The 19,173-nt window shown below is 37.3% G+C and carries 19 protein-coding genes; 7 read left to right on the top strand and 12 right to left on the bottom strand.

Annotated features, from left to right (window positions below):
- Positions 1-256: 256 nt before the first annotated feature.
- The 3 genes from KI430_RS08580 to KI430_RS08590 all read right to left on the bottom strand — a co-directional run bounded on the left by KI430_RS08580 (position 257) and on the right by KI430_RS08590 (position 3,867).
- Positions 257-1,825: a M20/M25/M40 family metallo-hydrolase gene (locus KI430_RS08580; protein WP_248878145.1), complete on the bottom strand. Its 1,569-nt coding sequence runs from the start codon at positions 1,823-1,825 to the stop codon at positions 257-259.
- A gap of 230 nt (positions 1,826-2,055) precedes the next feature.
- Complete coding sequence (locus KI430_RS08585) at positions 2,056-2,769, bottom strand: 3-ketoacyl-ACP reductase (RefSeq protein ID WP_248878147.1); 714 nt, start codon at positions 2,767-2,769, stop codon at positions 2,056-2,058.
- Between the two features lie 351 nt (positions 2,770-3,120).
- The gene (locus tag KI430_RS08590; RefSeq protein WP_248878149.1) at positions 3,121-3,867 is read right to left on the bottom strand and encodes a glycerophosphodiester phosphodiesterase family protein; all 747 of its coding nucleotides are present in this window, start codon (positions 3,865-3,867) and stop codon (positions 3,121-3,123) included.
- Positions 3,868-4,073: 206 nt separating this feature from the next.
- Between KI430_RS08590 and ligA the strand changes: the two genes are divergently transcribed.
- The 4 genes from ligA (at position 4,074) to KI430_RS08610 (ending at position 7,999) form a co-directional block, all read left to right on the top strand.
- Positions 4,074-6,077 carry an NAD-dependent DNA ligase LigA gene (ligA, locus tag KI430_RS08595; protein WP_248878151.1) on the top strand — a complete coding sequence of 668 codons (2,004 nt, stop codon included), beginning with the start codon at positions 4,074-4,076 and terminating at the stop codon, positions 6,075-6,077.
- A 182-nt stretch (positions 6,078-6,259) separates the two neighbouring features.
- Positions 6,260-6,679, top strand: a complete 420-nt coding sequence (locus KI430_RS08600; protein ID WP_248878153.1) for a Fur family transcriptional regulator — start codon at positions 6,260-6,262, stop codon at positions 6,677-6,679.
- A 45-nt stretch (positions 6,680-6,724) separates the two neighbouring features.
- Positions 6,725-7,321, top strand: a complete 597-nt coding sequence (locus tag KI430_RS08605; RefSeq protein ID WP_248878163.1) for a methyltransferase family protein — start codon at positions 6,725-6,727, stop codon at positions 7,319-7,321.
- 33 nt (positions 7,322-7,354) lie between these two features.
- A complete protein-coding gene (locus tag KI430_RS08610; protein ID WP_248878165.1) occupies positions 7,355-7,999 on the top strand; it encodes an MgtC/SapB family protein in 645 nt (214 codons plus the stop codon).
- A 132-nt stretch (positions 8,000-8,131) separates the two neighbouring features.
- On the opposite strand, the gene KI430_RS08615 is transcribed toward KI430_RS08610, so the two are convergent.
- Positions 8,132-8,782 (bottom strand): DUF1349 domain-containing protein, encoded by a 651-nt coding sequence (locus KI430_RS08615; RefSeq protein WP_248878167.1) that lies wholly within the window; start codon positions 8,780-8,782, stop codon positions 8,132-8,134.
- 209 nt (positions 8,783-8,991) lie between these two features.
- A complete protein-coding gene (locus tag KI430_RS08620) occupies positions 8,992-9,552 on the bottom strand; it encodes a sugar O-acetyltransferase (RefSeq protein ID WP_248878169.1) in 561 nt (186 codons plus the stop codon).
- 104 nt (positions 9,553-9,656) lie between these two features.
- Here KI430_RS08620 and KI430_RS08625 point away from each other — a divergent pair, with 104 nt between their 5' ends.
- Genes KI430_RS08625 through KI430_RS08635 form a run of 3 tightly spaced genes read left to right on the top strand, consistent with a single transcriptional unit; the run spans position 9,657 to position 11,624 of the window.
- On the top strand, positions 9,657-10,556 hold the full coding sequence (locus KI430_RS08625; RefSeq protein ID WP_248878171.1) for a S41 family peptidase: 900 nt from the start codon (positions 9,657-9,659) through the stop codon (positions 10,554-10,556).
- A 6-nt stretch (positions 10,557-10,562) separates the two neighbouring features.
- A complete protein-coding gene (locus tag KI430_RS08630; protein ID WP_248878173.1) occupies positions 10,563-10,868 on the top strand; it encodes a S41 family peptidase in 306 nt (101 codons plus the stop codon).
- Between the two features lie 6 nt (positions 10,869-10,874).
- On the top strand, positions 10,875-11,624 hold the full coding sequence (locus tag KI430_RS08635; RefSeq protein WP_248878175.1) for a response regulator transcription factor: 750 nt from the start codon (positions 10,875-10,877) through the stop codon (positions 11,622-11,624).
- A 97-nt stretch (positions 11,625-11,721) separates the two neighbouring features.
- Here KI430_RS08635 and KI430_RS08640 read toward each other — a convergent pair whose 3' ends face one another.
- From KI430_RS08640 to KI430_RS08670, 7 genes are all read right to left on the bottom strand, one after another.
- Entirely contained in the window at positions 11,722-12,123 is a 402-nt protein-coding gene (locus KI430_RS08640) for a hypothetical protein (RefSeq protein ID WP_248878178.1), read from the bottom strand.
- A 113-nt stretch (positions 12,124-12,236) separates the two neighbouring features.
- Positions 12,237-13,817, bottom strand: coding sequence for a DHA2 family efflux MFS transporter permease subunit (locus tag KI430_RS08645; protein ID WP_074233133.1), 1,581 nt, complete (start codon positions 13,815-13,817; stop codon positions 12,237-12,239).
- Positions 13,818-13,895: 78 nt separating this feature from the next.
- Positions 13,896-15,011 carry an HlyD family secretion protein gene (locus KI430_RS08650; RefSeq protein ID WP_248878179.1) on the bottom strand — a complete coding sequence of 372 codons (1,116 nt, stop codon included), beginning with the start codon at positions 15,009-15,011 and terminating at the stop codon, positions 13,896-13,898.
- Between the two features lie 128 nt (positions 15,012-15,139).
- On the bottom strand, positions 15,140-16,438 hold the full coding sequence (locus tag KI430_RS08655; protein ID WP_248878181.1) for a TolC family protein: 1,299 nt from the start codon (positions 16,436-16,438) through the stop codon (positions 15,140-15,142).
- A gap of 33 nt (positions 16,439-16,471) precedes the next feature.
- Positions 16,472-17,101, bottom strand: coding sequence for a TetR/AcrR family transcriptional regulator (locus tag KI430_RS08660; RefSeq protein WP_248878183.1), 630 nt, complete (start codon positions 17,099-17,101; stop codon positions 16,472-16,474).
- A gap of 218 nt (positions 17,102-17,319) precedes the next feature.
- The gene (locus KI430_RS08665) at positions 17,320-17,997 is read right to left on the bottom strand and encodes a hypothetical protein (protein ID WP_248878185.1); all 678 of its coding nucleotides are present in this window, start codon (positions 17,995-17,997) and stop codon (positions 17,320-17,322) included.
- A 67-nt stretch (positions 17,998-18,064) separates the two neighbouring features.
- Positions 18,065-19,171, bottom strand: coding sequence for an ATP-binding protein (locus KI430_RS08670; RefSeq protein ID WP_248878194.1), 1,107 nt, complete (start codon positions 19,169-19,171; stop codon positions 18,065-18,067).
- Positions 19,172-19,173 lie beyond the last annotated feature (2 nt).

Consider the following 19,173-nt stretch of genomic DNA (forward strand, 5'->3'; position numbering starts at 1 on the left):
GGCCGGCAAGTTTATTCGCCGGGCAGTTTACATCACTAACTTTCTTCATACTGCTGCCCGGTTTTTTTATAGTGATATGAAATTGCAATACAAATACTTTATCTATGGATACACAAATACAAAAAATAGATGCTGTGGTAAAACATTATTTGCAGAAAATCATACAAATATTCTGAAACTCATATTAGCGAATTAAAAGGATACTGATATCATAAATAAAAGCGTTTCATAAGTGAGACGCTTTTTACTTGTACAATTAATAATCTTTACTGCTTCTTTTCGGTTCTTTCACTTCGGGCCATTTGGTCACAGCACCTTTATCATCATTAGGCATCACGCGCTTTTCACGGCTTGTGAACTCTGGATCTTCTGACGCCATATAAGCTAAAGTCGCAGTCAGAATCACGTTATTTTTCAACTCATCGAAAATGATTTTGTCATACGTATCTTTGGTCGTGTGCCAAGTGTAACCGAAATACCCCCAATTAAGTGAACTCAACGAAAATCCTGGAACGCCCGCTGCTACGAAAGAAGCGTGGTCGGAACCACCTCCACCGGGAATTCCTGGAAAAGTACTTTTGATCTGGTCTTTTACTTTTTTAGGTGCTGCATCCAACCATCTCCCGATATAAGCATAAGAATCTTTGAAACCCTGTCCGCTGATGTCCACTACTCTTCCAGTTCCATTATCCTGATTGAAAACTGCCTGCACGCCTTTGATAATTTCCGGATTGTCGGCTACAAAACCTCTTGAACCATTCAGTCCTTGTTCCTCGCTTCCCCAAAGTCCAACAACAATGGTACGCTTTGGATTGGGATAATATTTTTTAAGGATTCTCATCGTTTCCAGCATCGTCAAAGTTCCTGTTCCGTTATCTGTTGCCCCTTGAGCACCGTCCCAGGAATCAAGGTGAGCGGAAAGAATCACATATTCGTTTGGTTTTTCTGAACCTTTTATCATTCCGATGGTGTTGAAAGATTTGGCTTCCGGAAGAACTTTGGATTGTGCATCCACTTTGATTCTCGGTTTTGCGCCTTTTTCTGCCATTCTGTAGAGCATTCCGTAATCTTCCAAATCGATATCGAACATTGGAATTGATTTCGTTTTCGCCCCGAAAATACGATTGGTACTATGGATTCCTGTCCAGTTGGAAATGGCAATTCCTGCAGCTCCCGCTTTTTCAAAAGCTTCCGGTAATGTTGTGTTATCATATCCGATAGTCTTAATATAATCTGCGAAATCCTTTTTAGCCTGTTCTTTCTCGGCTTTCAGTTTTTCGTACAATTCCGGTGTTGCAAATTCTTTGATTTGTTCATCAGAACGACCGATTTTATGATATTGCGCCATCAAAACGATTTTACCTTTCACCGACGGCAGCCATTTATCAAATTCGGTTTTGGAAGATACTTTCGGAAGAATCACCACTTCTGCTTCTACCGCTTTTTTGGTTGCCGGACTCCACGCTAATTGGGTTGCAGATAATGTTTTAGTTCTTGGATAAACCAAATCTACGTGTGTTGTTCCGCGCTGCCAGCCTTTCCACGTTCCGAATTGCTGAAGATTAGCATCGATTCCCCAAGATTTCAATTTATCGGCTGTGTAATTGTTAGCGGCTAACATCTCTGGTGTCCCGACAAGACGCGGTCCGATGCCGTCTAGAAGTTCGTAAGCCATATCTTCCAATTGGGAATTGTTATTGACTTCATTCACAAAACTTTGAACGATTGGATTAAGTTTTTCTTCAGATTTAGTTTGAGCGTTGGTTAAGGTGATTTGAGCTGCAAAGAAAACTGCAGACATTGTTAAAAATGAGTTTCTCTTCATATCTTTTATTTGATTCCGATAAAGATAGGAATAAGGGATTTAAACGCAAAGATTAAATAACGAAACTATTACTAAAGCTCGGGATCCTTCGATTAAGTATTTTTAGTGTCTATCCTAAACGTTGTCGGGCTGAGCGGAGTCGAAGCCCCTGTTAATTGAACTTAATATAAAACAAAACCCTTTCAGAGTTTGAAACTCTGAAAGGGTTGAATATTAAGAATTATTTTATTTTAAGGATTCGTCGAGAAAATAGAACCATTAGCAATCAATGCGCGTCTGTTCATTTTCAGGATATCTCTTACCCATTCTGCAAAATCTTCTGGCTGAAGAACCTTATCCGGATTACCGTCCGTCAAACCGCCATTGATGCTCATATCGGAAGCAATGGTACTCGGTGTCAGCGTAATTACACGAATATTCTGCTTTCTCCACTCTGCCATCATCGACTGTGAAAGGGAAACGACAGCCGCTTTGGAAGCCGCATAAGCCGACATATTCGGTCCGCCTTTCAATCCTGCTGTGGAAGCAACATTCACGATGTCACCTTGTCCTTTTTCTTTCAAAAACGGATAAACGGCTTTAGCTGTGTAATAAACGCCGAAAAGATTGGTTCTAATCACTTGTTCCCAAACATCCGAAGCCATTTCCTCGATGCTTCCAAAGTCACCGATTCCTGCATTGTTGACCAAAATATCGATTCCGCCTAATTCGTTTGCTAAAGATTCGATTCCTGCTTTAACTTCTAATTCGTTATCAACACTGAAAACTGCGTAAGCTACTTTCACGCCGGTTTGTTTCAGTTCGTTAACTGCTATTTTGAGATAATTTTCGTTTCTTCCCGTGATACCAACGTTCACACCTTCGTTGGCAAGAATCTGAGCTACAGCTTTTCCAAGTCCTCTTCCACCTCCTGTGATAATGGCATTTTTACCTTTAAGATTCATAATCTGATTTATAAAATTTGAAGGTGCAAATTTACCAAACACACGTTTAAAATCCGAATAAAGTCTTATGATTTAATACAAGTTTATCATTGAGAAATTCGATTGAGTTTACAAGATACTTTTTTTGGAACACAAAGTGCACGAAGTTTTTTATACATTGTTGTTTGTTAAGTTCACAAAGCCGTAAAACTTAAAAAAGAAAAGCAAGACTTATATAAGCGTAAGCGCCTTTGTGAACTAAAATATCCAAAATATTATATATTCTTCGTGAGCTTTGTGTTCAAAAATTCTCAGATAACAATTACATTAAATTATATATTTAATAAAATTTAACCTGACTATGCGACAAAATTATTTGCCTTTTAATTGGTCAGGAATGTTAGTCGTAATGAAATTGATTCCTTGATTTTTGAGTTCTTCGTAAATTTTGATATCATTCACAGTCCAGGAATTGGTAATCAAACCAAGCGAATTGGCTTCTGAAATCCAAGTCGGGTTTTTCTCAAAAACGCTGTAATGATAATCCAATCCGTCCAAACCTTCGGCTTTGATTTGCTGAGGAGAAAGATTTCCTTCAAGATACTGGACTTTTGCAGACGGATTTTGTTTCTTGATTTCTTTACAAATATTAAGACTGAATGAGATATAATCACTTTGGCTGTCGAGTCCGAGGTCTTTTACGGTTTTCAGAACTTTGGTAACGATTTCGTTTTCACGCTCTTTGGATTTGGTTGGTTTTATTTCGATAATTAATTTTACGGAAGCATCTTTCTTTCCTTGCTTCAGATAATCTTTCAGGGTTGGGAGTTTTTCTCCGTTGGATAATTTCAGTTTTCTCAAATCGGAAAAATCAGTTTCCGCGATTTCCATTTTTCCGTGATGCTCGTCGTGATTGATCACCAATTTCCCATCTTTGGTCATATGAATATCGAATTCGGTTCCATAAATTTTCAGTTTCTGAGCATTTTCTAAGGACTGAATCGAATTTTCCGAAGTTTTGGGCTGTGTATTCCAGAACCCACGATGGGCGATAATTTGAGTTTGGGCGTTGATAAACATAGTTGTGACAAGGGTTAAACTACAAAATACTTTCTTCATTTTTCTGATATTAATAAATTTTGAACGCAAAGTCCACAAAGATTTTTTAATTACTAAACTTTTTTAAGGTTCGCAAAAGCGTAAAACTTAGCAAGACTCGCAGAATTCAAATCTATGTGGATTATTTTACAAGTAAGCAAATTACTCATTTTATTTTTAGTCGTTCTCCTTGTTTTGGTTATTTTTGCTTTAAATAAATTTTCCCAATGTCCGAAAACATTCAGCAAAAGATAGAATCCCTGAGAGAAGAACTTCATCAGCATAATTACAATTATTATGTTCTTGATAATAATACGATTTCTGATTTTGAATTTGATGAAAAACTAAAAGAACTTCAGGAGCTGGAAACAGCACATCCAGAATTTTTCGATGCTAATTCTCCGACTTTGCGTGTTGGTGGCGGAATCACGAAGAATTTCCCGACCGTCCAGCATCAGTACAGAATGTATTCTCTCGACAATTCTTATGATTTTGACGACCTTGAAGATTGGGAAAAACGAATCATCAAAACCATTGATGAACCTGTAGAATTTGTAGCCGAACTGAAATATGACGGCGCTTCGATTTCCATTCTTTACGAAAACGGAAAATTGTCGCAGGCTGTTACGCGTGGCGACGGTTTTCAGGGTGATGAAATTACTAATAATGTAAGAACGATTTCTGATGTTCCTCTGACCTTGAAAGGTGATTTTCCTAAACGATTTTTTATCCGCGGCGAAATTTATCTTACTAGAAAAAACTTTGATAAAATCAATAAAGCTCGTGAAGAGGAAGGTTTGGATTTGTTTATGAATCCGAGAAATACCGCCAGTGGAAGTCTGAAAATGCAGGATTCCGGAGAAGTAAGAAAACGTGGATTGTCGGCGGTTTTGTATCAATATATTTCGGATGAATTTCCGGCAGATACCCATTGGAACATCCTTGCTAAAGCCAAAAACTGGGGCTTTCGAGTTTCGGAAGACCAGGCGAAATTATGTAAAACATTGAATGAAGTAAAAGAATTCATCACATTTTGGGATACAGAACGACACCAATTACCTTTTGAAATTGACGGCATTGTTTTGAAAGTTAATTCATTAAAACAGCAAAGACAACTCGGTTATACTGCCAAATCGCCACGTTGGGCAATGGCTTACAAATTCAAGGCGGAAAAAGTGGAAACCGAATTGCAAAGTGTTTCTTATCAAGTTGGAAGAACCGGTGCCATTACGCCTGTTGCGAATCTGAAGCCTGTTTTATTGGCAGGAACAACGGTAAAACGCGCGTCTCTTCATAACGAAGATATTATCAAAAAACTGGATTTGCACGAGCACGATTTTGTATATGTCGAAAAAGGCGGCGAAATTATCCCAAAGATTGTTGGTGTGAATACTGAAAAACGAACGCTTTTACAAACCCCAATAGAATACATCAAAAACTGCCCGGAATGTGGAACTGTACTGGTAAAAATTGAAGACCAGGCGATTCATTTTTGTCCGAATGAGCTGCATTGTCCCCCACAAGTAGTGGGAAGAATGATTCATTATGTTTCCAGAAAAGCTTTGAATATCGAGAATCTTGGCGGAGAAACGATTGAGCAACTCTACAGAGAAAAGCTGATTGAAAACCCTGCTGATTTTTACACACTCAAAAAAGAGCAGCTTCTTCCACTTGAAAGAATGGCTGAAAAATCGGCTCAGAATATTCTGGACGGGATTGAAAAATCGAAAGAAGTTCCATTTGAAAAAGTATTATTCGGAATCGGAATCAAACACGTTGGAGAAACGGTGGCGAAGAAACTGGTCAAGAATTTTTCTACGATTGATGAATTGAAAAATGCAACTTTGGAAGAGCTTTGCCAAGTTGAAGATATCGGAATGAAAATCGCGGTCAGCATCACGGACTTTTTCCAGAATTCTGAAAACATTCTGATGATTGAACGCTTGAAATCATACGGAGTTCAGTTGGAAAAAGGAGAAAACACGAATGAAGTCTTATCCAATGTTTTGGAAGGAAAAACGTTTCTTTTCACTGGAAAATTGTCGCTTTTCACAAGAGAACAAGCAGAAGAAATGGTGGAAAAACATAACGGAAAAAATATCTCGGCAGTTTCAAAAAACCTCAATTATCTGGTGGTTGGAGAAAAAGCCGGAAGTAAACTAAAAAAAGCGCAGGACATCGGAACGATTACGATTCTGGATGAACAGCAGTTTTTGGATCTGATTGGATAATTTGAGTTGGAGGGTTTGAGAGTACAAGCGTTTGAATTATGAGAAACGTTGATTGAATGTCGAATCTCCTAGCCCTGATTGCAGTGGAAATCCCGCAGTGAGGCGACGGAGCAAAGCGGAGTCGACCGAGCGAGGAATTGTAACGGAAAGCAGGTTCCCGGCTCCTAAAAATTAATTTTCTGATGAGAAATGAAATTGAAAATAAACTGATGAAAAAGAATACCAAACCGACGAGTATGCGGATTTTGGTGTATGATTTTCTGGACTCTCAGGATGTGGCTTTGTCTTTGTCGGAGATTGAAAATCAGTTTGAAAATGCCGATAGAATCACGATTTACAGAACGCTGAAAACTTTCGAAGAAAAAGGAATCGTTCACAGTATCCAGGAAAATAGCACTACAAAATATCGGCTTTGCGAGGATGACTGCAACGAAAATACACACAGCGACAGACATCTGCATTTCTACTGCAAAATCTGTAAACAGACGACCTGCAAAGAGAATGTAACGTTTGCAGACCACCCGAATCTAGGTTTCCGAATAGATGAAGTTAGGTTTTTTGCGAAAGGGATTTGTGAAAACTGTCTCGACGAAACTTTGTAATAGTATTGCACTTTCCACAGCTTTAATTTTGCGGAAAAATCAGCTATGGAATTATTGATCAAAATCTTTTTACCCACTTATTTTATTCTATTTTTCGGGATTTCTTTTGTTGCGAAAACGATTATTGTTGCCAGAAGAATCAAGAAAAACCCTTTGGTTTTACCCCAGGACGAAAGTGCTTATGCGCTAGTTGGAAATTATTTCAAACTTTGTCTGGCTGGGATTTTCGTTTATGTTATTTTGTTTCCGTTTTTGTCGGAAAGTTCTTTTCTTTCTATTGACTTTCTTGATGTCGAGTTCCTGAAATTCGTTGGATTGATATTCATGTTATTAGCTTTGATTTGGACGATTGTTGCTCAGAATCAAATGAAAGATTCCTGGAGAATCGGGATTGATAACAATATGAAAACTGAATTGGTAACTTCCGGATTATTTTCGATTTCCAGAAATCCTATTTTCTTTGGAATGGTTGTAAGTTTGGTCGGTCTTTTCTTTCTTACACCAAATGCGGTTTCTCTATTGTTTTTGATTCTGGGTTATGTATTGATTCAGGTTCAGATAAGACTGGAAGAGGAATTTCTTTATAGACAACATGGGGAAAAGTATCTGGATTATTTGATTAGAACAAGAAGGTTGATATGATAGATTTTTCTTAATTTTAATCAATATTTTTCTATGGAATTTTTGGAAATGTTCGCCTTGCAAAATGACCTTTTATTAATAATCATCTCAGTTTTTATCGGTCTTATTATTGGCGCCGAAAGAGAATATCGTAATAAATCTGCCGGTTTAAGGACTTTCATATTGGTAAGTTTTGGGTCTTGCTTATTTACCATTCTTTCTATCAAAATCGGAGTCGAGAATCCAGACAGACTAGCCGCCAATATTATTACAGGAATTGGTTTTCTTGGTGCTGGTGTTATTTTCAAAGACGATAATAAAATTGGAGGTATCACGACCGCCACAACGATCTGGGCAACCGCTTCTCTTGGAATGGCTATTGGTTCCGGTCACATTGCTCTAGCTCTTTTGGGAACGATTCTGGTTTTATTGATTCTCAGCTTGTTGACTTATCTCCAAGATTACATTGATAATCGTCATAAAATCAGGGAATACCGCATTGTAACAAGCTCCAAGGATGACTTCCAATATTGTGAAGCGATGTTTAAAAATCATCATTTGAAATACCTCATCATCAAACAGCAATTTACTACAGGAAGCCTTGCCACCACTTGGAAGCTGACAGGGAAAAACACAAATCACGAAGCGCTTATTCAACAATTGATGAATGATGATAAAATCAATGCTTATCAATTTTAATCTTTAGACAAAGCAAAACAATTCATAAAACCCGAATCACATTTGCCAAGCCATCAGATTACGAAGCCATATTAAAAAAGGCATTCAGAATTCTCCAAACACCTTTTTACTTTAACTAATAAATATTATAAATCAATTCTGATTTTTCCTCAGCCATTCCAATCGTCGTTGGTCTGGTAAATGTTTGACAGAAAAATTTTCAAAAGTCGCTTTGAAACCGTTTCCGTCCGGACTTGCTGCCATAAAACCAACCTGAACCGGTGTGTTGTCTTGCAGATAAGCATTTCGCATCATTACATATTCTTTGTCATCAAATGAATAAAAAATCTCAACGGCATCTAACCTTCTTACGGCTTTTATCCAGACAAATGGCGGCGTTTTCTCGAGAACAATCACACTCCAATCACTGGTTTTGTGAGTTACAACTGTACTCAGATTAAATTTTCCATCAACGAATTCCACACCGGCTTTGATGTAATTTTGTTCATCAATTCTGAGCATTAGTCCCATTTGGTCAAATCGGGCTTTGTAATCTCCGGTGATTTTAACTTTCGTTTCGAATTCTCCACCGTAAGTCGAATAATAAAATGGCGCATCATCCACCGTAAAACCATAATGCGAAATTCTCCAATAATCGCTTTGCGGCGTGACGGTCATTGTAAGTCTTTTGTCTTTGATTTCCCATTGTGAAGGCTCGTTGAACCAGGTCATTTTTTCCAAAGATTGTGCTTTTGTTTGGAAAAAAGCCAACATCAGAATTGATGCTAATATAATTTTCTTCATTCTTAATATAATTTTAAACGCAAAGTTTCTTAGTTTGATTCAATGTTGTAACCGTCACAAAGACGTTTTACTCATCAAAGTCAAGTAGTTACATTAAACCACAAAAGACATAAAAGAATTTCAGCTGGTTATTAGTTTGGATTATAAGAAAATATGAACTTTTAAATATTCCTGAACTTGTACTTTTATGCCTTTTGTGGTTTTTATTTTTATATTTCCCTGATGACTTTACAAGGATTGCCGACGGCTAAAACATTCGCTGGAATATCTTTTACGACGACGCTTCCTGCACCAATGACAGCATTATCACCAATGGTAACACCCGGAAGAATGCTACAACCTGCGCCAATCCAAACGTTATTTCCGACGGTGATAGGTTTTGCATATTCCAGTCCTGTGTTTCTGGTTTCTACATCAAGAGGATGATTCACGGTATAGAATCCGCAATTCGGGGCAATGAAAACATTGTCTCCGAAAGTCACTTTTGCGCAATCGAGAATCACGACATTAACATTGGTGTAGAAGTTTTCCCCGATTTCTATGTTGTAACCGTAATCACAGTAGAAAGGCTGTTCTATCAGGAACATTTTCCCTGTTTTGCCAAATAGCGTTTTGATAATACCTTTTCGCTCCTTCATTTTAGAAGGCTGAGTCTGATTGTAGCGGAAGCACAAATCCTTGCATCTCTGTCTTTCCTCCACCAATGTTGCATCATTTGCATCATATAATTCGCCGGAGAGCATTTTTTGTTTTTCGTTCAGATTATTCATTGTATTTTTACATCTTGACAGGCAAATTTAGATTCATTAGCCTGAATAATCAATACTGATAAATAACCATTTTTTGACTTAAAATAAAAAAGACTAAACAAGTAATGAATCCTTTCGATAGAATTTTCAATCTTAAAATAAAACTAATCTTCCCAGTTATAATGTTTCTTGTAAATAACTGGACTTCTGCTCAGACAAAATACCAAAAAGATTTCAATGAATTTTGGGCAGATATCAATGACAATTACGCCTATCTTGACCAGCAAAATATTGACTGGAAAAAAGTCAAACAAATCTATGAGCCTCAATCTTCTAGGATTTCCAATGATGACGAATTCATTACATTTATGGAAAATGTTTTAAACGAATTGTACAACGGGCATTCATCCTTAAATACCAATCTACCAAATTCCAACAGATTAGTCCCTTCCGGATCGGATTTGTATCTCGAAAAAGTTGGCAACAAATATATTATTAAGGATATAAGAAAAGGGTTTGGAGCTGATTTAGCAGGTTTAAAACCAGGAATGGAAGTTACCGCTTACAATGGAAAGTCTGTTGATGAACAACTGAAAAAATTCTTACCAAAATTTACAACCCAACATACTCAAAAGATGTATCAATATGCTATTGATATGCTGTTTGCAGGTACTCACGATATTAAAAGAGAAATTACAGTTGTCGAGAACGGAAAATCGAAAACTTTTGTTCCCATCACCTATGGAAACAGTAATGAATTGCTTTTCAGTAAGGTTCTTAATGATACTACTGCCTATATCAAAATCAATAATTCTTTGGGAAACAACAATCTCATTGCAGAATTTGATAAAACATTGGATAGCTTTTTCCAGTTCAAAAATCTGATTATTGACTTAACTGAAACTCCTAGTGGCGGCAATTCTACTGTTGCAAGGGCAATAATGGGCAGATTCACCAATCAGCTTTTACCTTTTCAGGGGCATGAGTTTGATGAAAAAGATTTTGAAACCAAAAGACATTGGTAAGAATACGTGACACCACGCAAAACAACTTATAATGGTAAAGTTTATATTCTGGTTGGACATTGGACGGGAAGCATGGGCGAAGGGATGGCAATTGGTTTTGACGGTATGAAAAAAGCCAAAATAATCGGAACCAAAATGGCTGGTTTGCTTGGCGCAATCTCTAACTTCCAAATGACCGAAACCAAGATTGGATTCCAGTTTCCGACGGAGAGATTATATCATATCAATGGAACACCAAGAGAAAATTACGTTCCTGAAATCCTGACCCAAAATATCGAGGAAACACTTCAAAAAGCGCGAGAGATTAAATAATTATTGATGAAGAATATTCAGTCTGATTTGAATGAGCAATTGTTGCAACAGGATTTTGTTTACGAAACAGAACAATTGCAGCTGGAGCAATGTAAGTTAATAGCTCAGAACTTTGTGGAACTGGAAAATGGAATCGCAATTCTCAGCGACCTCAAGAACAATAAAAGCTACATCTACTCAGGCAAAATCGCCGATGAACTCAATATCTTTCAGAATAGAAATCAGCTTGAAATCGAAAGTATCTGGGAAGATGAATTGTTTAACATTCTGAATCCTGATGATGTTTTGCAGAAGCACATCCTGGAGCTTCAGTTTTTTCAGTTTATCAAGACGATGGCGTTTGATAAGCGTAAGGATTTTTGTATTATCAGCAAACTGAGATTATTGAGTAATTCAAGGTCTTTGATACATAAGATGTTTTATTTTTCAGATGTGCATCATAAGAATGTAGAGCTGGCACTCTGCCTTTATCATTTCGATTTCTTACCGTCCTCAGATTACACAGGAATGATTATCAATACAGCCGAAGGAAGCATTATTCAGCAGACCGAAGTTGAGAATTCTAATTTCCTGTCTGCCCGTGAAAAGGAAATTCTGAAGATGATTCAGTCAGGAAAAAAGAGTAAGGAAATTGCGGATTTTCTCTTTATCAGCATCAATACTGTGAATCGACACAGACAAAATATCCTTGAAAAGATGCGGGTTTCCAATACTACCGAAGCTTGTACATTGGCTTCAAAACTTCAATGGATTTGATTGAGTGGGAGCTATTGAGAATGTGTGAGTTTGGAAGTTGAGAAATTTTTGAGAAACTATCTTTACTCGAGCGAACAAAGACTCTTTGTCTGAAAGATTATTTATCGCCTGTCATTTCCTTCAAATTCTCATCCTTCATCTTAGCCTCTATTTTCTCAACTTTCAAGCTTTGTCTCAGGTAGCCGAAGAGGCTCATATACCAGTTGGCAATCCAGACCAGCGAGAAGAACGCCAGCAAGTAGCCGCGCCAATCGTTGTAGAGTAACTGAAATCCGGTGATGATTAAAAAAATAATGCTGACGTAATGGCTGAAACAATATTCGCAGGTAAAAAGATAGAAAAATTTTCTTTTGGCAATAGATTGTGAACTACCACAGATCTTTTGACAATACTCTCTAGGCTCACGAAAAATCTCTTCGTGGGTTACCGTCCACGCAATGCAGGCTACGGGAATGGCTATAAGAAAAAGATGAAGTATCTGGGATAGTAATGGCATCATAACTTTGATTTTGAATGGATTGATAATTCAACTACCATTAAAATCAATGCCAAAAAAAAACTCAGAATCAATCAAGATTCTGAGTTTCTAACAAATAACTAAAAAAAAATAAATTAATGAGCCGCGCTCAGGTCGATTTTCTCGCCTTTGCCTTTTCGTTCTCTTACGAAGAGCACAAAGGGAATACATATCAAAAACATCAATCCCAAATAAAGGAAAACATCCATATAAGATAATACTGTTGCCTGTTTGGTTACCGAGAAATCCAGCATTTGATAAGCGGCATTCAGCGCTCTGTCTGGCGTATAACCCTTGGCGATGAAGCTGGCTTTGAGTGCTGCAACTCTCTGCTGAACATCAAAATCGTTGACATCCAAGTGCGACACCAGATTGCTTCTGTACAATTCACTCTTGTTGGCAATGAAAGTTGTAATCGCTGCAATCCCGAATGAACCTCCTAACTGACGCATCATCCCTGTAAAAGCAGCACCTTGCCCAATCTCTGGACCTTTCAAAGTACTTAACGATAATGATGTGATTGGAATAAATAACAATCCCAATCCCATTCCTCTTACAATTAGCATCCAGAAGAAGGCATCTTTGCCGGTGTCTGGCGTCAGGATTTTATAACCCCAAAAACTGTAAACGAAGAAGATGAATAACCCTAATGCTACCAATATCTGCTGCTTAGCACCTCTGGTCAACAATTGACCAATGATTGGCATCATAAAAGCGGTTGTCAATGCAGCAGGAATCATCAGTGCTCCAGATTGTAATGCCGTCCAACCCAGAATACTCTGTGTATAAAGCGGAACAATAAATGTGGAACCATATAAACCGAATCCTAAAATGAAGGACATCACGGTTCCAATTCTAAGATTTCCATTCTTGAGAACGCGGAGTTCAACAATCGGATACTTGAAGGTGAGTTCTCGCCAAATAAATAATATGAATCCTACAACAGCTGTAATCGTCAATACTACAATGGCTTTACTGGCAAACCAATCGTCCTCGTGACCTCTTTCCAAAATGTATTGTAAAGAACCCACGAACGCTGCCAATAATCCAATCCCGATCCAATCAACATCGGAAGCTGAGCGTTTCTCGGAATATCGAGGACTTTTCACAAATTGTAATGTCAGTAACGTCGCAATAATTCCCAAAGGAATATTGATATAAAAGATATAAGGCCAGCTGTAATTGTCAACAATATAACCTCCCAATGGCGGACCAAGCGTTGGCCCGATAATCACGCCCAATCCGTAGATGGCCTGAGCCATACTTCTTTTTTCAACAGGATAAGATTCGGTGATAATGGTTTGTGAAGTTACCAAAAGTGCTCCACCACCAATCCCCTGACAAAGTCTGAAAAATACCAGTTCCCAAATATTGGTCGCATTACCACAGAGAAAAGAAAAAATCGTGAATATGATAATGGATACCGCAAAGTAATTTCTACGCCCGAACTGTTGGGAAAGCCAACTTGTCATCGGAACGATAATCACGTTACCAATGGCATAAGCCGTGATTACCCAACCCACTTCGGAAAGTGTTGCCCCAAGGTTACCCTTCATCTCGTTAAGTGCCACGTTCACGATGGTGGAGTCCACAATCTCAAGAAGCGCACACATAATCGCCGTGATGGTAATAATGGTTCTGCGAAATCCGTATTCTACTAATGAATCGTCTTGCATAATTTTGAGTTGAATGCCGGATGTCAGAGGTCAGAAGTTTTTAAATGCTTCTTGTTCCCTTTTCCAGCTTCCTTGTTTTTATTTTAATGAAACGACAGTTTGAACATTCATCCCGACACGTAGTTTTTTCATAATATCTTCGTTAAGATTGTCGAAAGTAATTTTAACAGGAAGTCTCTGAACGACTTTTACGAAGTTACCACTCGCATTATCCGGAGGCAACAATGCAAATGCAGAACCTGTAGCCGGAGAGAATGAACTGATAGTTCCCTGGAATTTTTGATCAGGATAAGCATCGATTTCAATTTCTACTTTCTGGCCTTCTACCATTTTCTCAACCTGAGTTTCTTTGTAGTTGGCAACAACCCATTTTTGGTTACTCAAAACTACACTGAATAATTGTGAACCAGCCTGGATATATTGTCCCACCTGAACAGGAATCTTGGAAACATAACCATTTTCCTTAGCCGTGATTACGGTGTAAGAAAGATTCAGCTTTGCATTTTCTACATCCACCTGTCTTTGCTTCAATTGTGAATTGGCGATGCCGACATTTTGATAGGTTGCATTAGATTGAGATGTAACAACACCGGTCTGAACATTAGCCTGATTCTTTTGGTCAATCAAAACCTGAAGTTGTTTCTGAGCGGTTTGATATGCTGCAGATGCCTGCTCATATTGTTGCTGCGTAATGGTGTGGTCTTTTACCAATTCGGAATATCTTTTCATATCCTGCTCTGTTCTCCAGACATTCACTTTCGCAGCTTCGATTTGCGCATTAGCCGTCTGAACTGCCGCTCTGGAATTACCGATTCCTGTTTTTGCTGCTTCCGAACCAGCCTGAGCGGATGCTACATTGCTCTGAGCCGTTCCTAACGCTGCTTCTGCCTGTTCCAAAGCCATTGTCTGGTCTCTGTTATCAAGAACAACAAGCGTATCTCCTTTTTTCACAAACTGATTGTCCTTAACTTTTACTTCTGCAACGTAGCCTGATATTTTAGAAATTACCGGACTTACATCTGCTGCGATTTGTGCATCGTCCGTTTCTTCGTGAGCTTGACTGTACTGGTATTCTCTGAAACCAAAGAAAGCACCAGCCAAAACTGCAATTGCTAATACGATGTAGAAAACCGGACTTTTTTTCTTTTTTACCGGAATCTCTCCCTGCTCGAATTTTATGTTATCTTGTGCCATTTTATTTGTTTAAAGTTTTTTGTTGATTTGTCCGATGTCCGATGATGGATGTCGGATGATTTTAGATTAAGTTTATTTTTTTGTTTCCGAATAGCAGCCATCGGACTTCCGACATCCTGCATCACACCTTATTGATTAATAATTCCTGAAGTTTGTAATAATTTTTTGTGAGCCAGTGCTGCATCTGCTTTAGAAGTAACCACATTTACGTTCGCTGTGATTCTTGCAGTATCAGCATCCAAAAGATTGGTAATGGTTTCTAAACCGTTGTTATATTTATTAAGTGTAATTCTGTAATTTTCTTCCGCTTGCTCTAATGCTCTTTGATAAACATCGATTTTCTTGTGCGCATAGAGGTCATTCTGATAATCACGTTTTACTTCCAAAGTCACATTGTCATTTAACAAATCATTGTTTGCAGCCAATTCCTGTTCTCTAGCTTTAGATTGCATCAAACTTGAGTTTTTTTTCCAGATATTAGAAAGATTATATTGAATTCCAACTCCAACATTCACAGCATTTGTAATCGTTAAAAGTTTCGGAATGTCCGCTGCAACGTAACCACCTGTGAAGGCTAATGAAGGAAGGTTTTCTGCTTTTGCAGATTTGGTTCCAAGTGCTGCTGCTTTTCTTTGATAATCCAAAGCTTTCAAATCATTTCTGCTTTCTCTGGCCAAATTCAGATAATAATCATCCGGTTTTCCAAGGTCATCTTCGCCGATATATTTAGAATCAACTTCGATTTCGGTATTGTCCGGAAGACCAAGAAGTAAATCCATATTGATGTTGGCAATACTGTAATTGTTCTGCGCTTCCATCAATTGTAACTCGATGTTAGAAGTCTGAAGTTGCGCTTTCAAACGGTCATTTCTTGCGATGACGCCGTTGTTTTCTAATTTGATAAAGGATTGGTCTCTTTTCTGTGAAGATGCCAAATTTTCTTTCAACAATTTCACTACTTCATTAGCCTTAAAAAGATTATTGTAAGCCTGAGAAATGTTGTAAGCAATCACATTCTTATCGTTTTCGGATGTTAGTTTAGAAGCTTCTACAAGATATTCTGCAGATTTGATTCCGTATTTGATTCTTCCTCCAGAGTAGATTGGAACGGAAAGATTGGCAGAACCATAAAGCACATTGCTCACTTTTGGTCCGCCTCCAGACATTCCTGCAATTTTCAAATCCACATTAGGCTCTAAAGGCAAATACAAATAACTTCCAGAAACCGTCAGTTCCGGTAGCTGCTTGTTTTTCGCTGCCAAAAGATTGGCTGTAGATTCTTCTATTTTAGCTTGATCTATCTTTAGATTTTTGCTATTTGCTATTCCCAATTTCACAGCTTCTTCCAGACTCAACACTCTTTTTTCCTGAGCAGAAACAAAAGAGAAAGTGGTTATTAAGAATACTGTTGCAAAAAATTTATTCACTTTAGTAATTATTGTTATAGTTGTGTGTAATGATTATCCTTGGTAACCAACCAGCGCTCGCACAATGGTTTTCACGTGGTCAGAGGCTTCCTGGAAATATTGATTTTCATATAGTTTCTCGTCGAAATCTGAGTTATGTTTTTTCAGATATTCCTTATATATTTTAGTACCATGCATAGCGTTGAAAATAGTTCCCGAAATGGTGCATTGTAAAAGATGATAAGAAGGTTTTTTAGTAAAAATTCCTTTTTCCAGACCTTGTTCTATAATCTTTTGATTGATTTCTATATAATTGATTTTTGATGCTCTAAGAAAATTCTGAATATTTTTATTCTGACTGATAACTTGTTGCGTATGAACAAGCAAAAAGAAGTCTCTCAATCTCTGAACTCGGTTTACGAAATTATCTATAAAAGCATCAATTTTTTGAATTTCGTTCAGTTCATTATTTTCTAAAATATTCTTTGCAAAGTTGAGTCCTTCTTCCATTCTCCATTTGAAAAGCTCCTCCATCAAGTTTTCCTTCGAACCGAAATAATAGGAAATCATAGAAACATTGACCTTTGCTTTGGTCGCAATGTCTCTCACCGAAGTCCCATTATAGCCGTTGGCAGCGAAGAGTTTCTCCGCAACCATCATAATATGTTCTTCTTTTGTTGGCATAATTGATTTTTAACGGCGCAAAGTTAAATCAAAAACACGTTCAATCAAACATTTGTTTGATTAATTTTTTATTAAGGAATTATAGACATTGTAAATAAATGTAAATTATTAGAAATCAAATATAATAAAAGAAGGAACTGAACTATGTAAAAAAAGGGTTTTGCAGATTGAGAATCCAATCAACTAAAAAATGAGAAGATCAAAAAATAGCGGCATAATTATTTTGAAAAAACCATATCCAGACTTCTGTAATCTATCCACTCGGAAAACTTTGTACTGCTATCGGTGATGACACTTATAAAGATTTTATTTTCTTTGGTATCCAGATTATTTTTATAGACAACAAAATAGGTTGCGTTATTTTTGTCATCCTTCCATTTCATCGCCTCTTCAGTAATATGGTCGGTTTCATATTCGCCGTTTTCATCTAAAAAGAGTGGATTTTTTTTTGTGTTTTCACGCTTTTTATAAAAGGTTTGTTTCCCGAATTTTTTATTGAATTCGGCTATCAACAATTCGGAGTTATTGTTGTTTTCCATTTCCAATTCGTAAACAAAGGCGTTATTATCCTTTTTCAGGTAATAGATAACCAAACTTGTGATTTTTCCGATATTCAAATCATTAAATCTGAAATCATTATCCGGCGAAAACGAGAATTCTTCATAATCCAGATTCAGGTTGACTGTTGTAGAATAATTGTCTTTCTTATCCAAATTAAAACCTTTCAAGATTGTATCTACACTTGTGTTAAGTGCAATTTTATCAACCTGAATTGTCTGCTTCTGTTTAGGTTTTACTGTATTAACTTTAAGCGTATTTTCGACTTCTTTTTTCTCTTGTCCATTGCAAGAATTCATCAATAATAGAATAACGGATAGAAATAATATTTTTTTCATTGTGTTCAGAATATTTTTAAAATTCAACAATAAACTAAGAAGTAACAGTCAGATTTAAAATCTAAAACTAATTTGAAGCTTTATGAATATATCTGGTCAATTTGATTCCCATATCGGTCAATACAATTTTGGAATTGGCGTTTCTGGAAATGTGGTAAGAGGCATCTGTGATTTCCTCAACAATAGAAACAATATTAGCACCGTGAATGAACTTGGAAAAAGATTGCCAGTTGAAATTACCTTCACTCAATTTCTTATAAACAAGATTATCATTTCCGTAATTTTGAAGCATTGCCAAACGGAAAATCTCAATACAATAATTGAGGAATTTCATTTGTTTTTCACGATTCCATTCGGAGATTTGACGTGCCCATTTTACAATTTCGCGGAGAACTTCGGGTTTCTTTTTTGCCTGAAAAGCATTCCGAACCCATTGGATAAATAAAGTCTCGAATTCCGAAGCACCCTCGTTATTTTCTGATAATGATTTAGCCAAATTCCAATCACCCTGAGCCTGATAAGCAATTTCTTTTGCTGAATTGTGGTTTTGAAGTTTTTCTAAAATATCTTCATCATTAATTCTAGGAACATTGACAATCTGACATCTTGATAAAATGGTTGGTAAAATATCATTGGTACTTGGCGCACAAAGAATAATGAATGTATTTTTAGGAGGTTCTTCCAGAAACTTCAGGATTTTGTTGGCTGCCGCATCATTCATTTTATCAGCTCTCCAAACGATAAGAATTTTGCTTCCGCCTTCAAAACTTTTCAGATTGAATCTTTGTCCGATATCTTCGGCTTCGTCCGCTGAAATGAAAAACTGTTTATTCTCAGATTCCAGGAAACTCGTCCAATCATCAAAGGATGAATAAGGATTTTCCAGAACCATCTCTCTGAAATTGTCGAAAAAACGTTTACTCAGCGAAACATTCTTCTCAGAAAAAACCGGAAAACTGAAATGCAAATCAAGATGATTGAGATTCTCGACCTTATGAACAGATGCAGGATTTTCTTTCTCAAAAATCTCCTGAGCCATCGCTAAAGCCAATGGTAAAACACCAAAACCTTCTTCTCCTACGAAAAGTTGCGCGTGCCCAACTCTAGAATCCTGAATACTATCCTGTAAAAGATTTTTGATGGATTGCTGACCAATAATCTGTTCCCATTTCATAA

The sequence above is a fragment of the Epilithonimonas zeae genome, assembly GCF_023278365.1.
Taxonomy (GTDB): Bacteria; Bacteroidota; Bacteroidia; order Flavobacteriales; family Weeksellaceae; genus Epilithonimonas; species Epilithonimonas zeae_A.

What these genes read in the sequence shown, in the direction of transcription:
- KI430_RS08660 (WP_248878183.1), bottom strand. Translation starts at nt 17,101, where the DNA reads ATGCCAACAAAAGAAGAACATATTATGATGGTTGCGGAGAAACTCTTC.
- KI430_RS08610 (WP_248878165.1), top strand. Translation starts at nt 7,355, where the DNA reads ATGGAATTTTTGGAAATGTTCGCCTTGCAAAATGACCTTTTATTAATA.
- KI430_RS08650 (WP_248878179.1), bottom strand. Translation starts at nt 15,011, where the DNA reads ATGGCACAAGATAACATAAAATTCGAGCAGGGAGAGATTCCGGTAAAA.
- KI430_RS08615 (WP_248878167.1), bottom strand. Translation starts at nt 8,782, where the DNA reads ATGAAGAAAATTATATTAGCATCAATTCTGATGTTGGCTTTTTTCCAA.
- KI430_RS08620 (WP_248878169.1), bottom strand. Translation starts at nt 9,552, where the DNA reads ATGAATAATCTGAACGAAAAACAAAAAATGCTCTCCGGCGAATTATAT.
- KI430_RS08580 (WP_248878145.1), bottom strand. Translation starts at nt 1,825, where the DNA reads ATGAAGAGAAACTCATTTTTAACAATGTCTGCAGTTTTCTTTGCAGCT.
- ligA (WP_248878151.1), top strand. Translation starts at nt 4,074, where the DNA reads ATGTCCGAAAACATTCAGCAAAAGATAGAATCCCTGAGAGAAGAACTT.
- KI430_RS08600 (WP_248878153.1), top strand. Translation starts at nt 6,260, where the DNA reads ATGAGAAATGAAATTGAAAATAAACTGATGAAAAAGAATACCAAACCG.
- KI430_RS08605 (WP_248878163.1), top strand. Translation starts at nt 6,725, where the DNA reads ATGGAATTATTGATCAAAATCTTTTTACCCACTTATTTTATTCTATTT.
- KI430_RS08640 (WP_248878178.1), bottom strand. Translation starts at nt 12,123, where the DNA reads ATGATGCCATTACTATCCCAGATACTTCATCTTTTTCTTATAGCCATT.
- KI430_RS08645 (WP_074233133.1), bottom strand. Translation starts at nt 13,817, where the DNA reads ATGCAAGACGATTCATTAGTAGAATACGGATTTCGCAGAACCATTATT.
- KI430_RS08635 (WP_248878175.1), top strand. Translation starts at nt 10,875, where the DNA reads ATGAAGAATATTCAGTCTGATTTGAATGAGCAATTGTTGCAACAGGAT.
- KI430_RS08585 (WP_248878147.1), bottom strand. Translation starts at nt 2,769, where the DNA reads ATGAATCTTAAAGGTAAAAATGCCATTATCACAGGAGGTGGAAGAGGA.
- KI430_RS08625 (WP_248878171.1), top strand. Translation starts at nt 9,657, where the DNA reads ATGAATCCTTTCGATAGAATTTTCAATCTTAAAATAAAACTAATCTTC.
- KI430_RS08590 (WP_248878149.1), bottom strand. Translation starts at nt 3,867, where the DNA reads ATGAAGAAAGTATTTTGTAGTTTAACCCTTGTCACAACTATGTTTATC.
- KI430_RS08670 (WP_248878194.1), bottom strand. Translation starts at nt 19,171, where the DNA reads ATGAAATGGGAACAGATTATTGGTCAGCAATCCATCAAAAATCTTTTA.
- KI430_RS08665 (WP_248878185.1), bottom strand. Translation starts at nt 17,997, where the DNA reads ATGAAAAAAATATTATTTCTATCCGTTATTCTATTATTGATGAATTCT.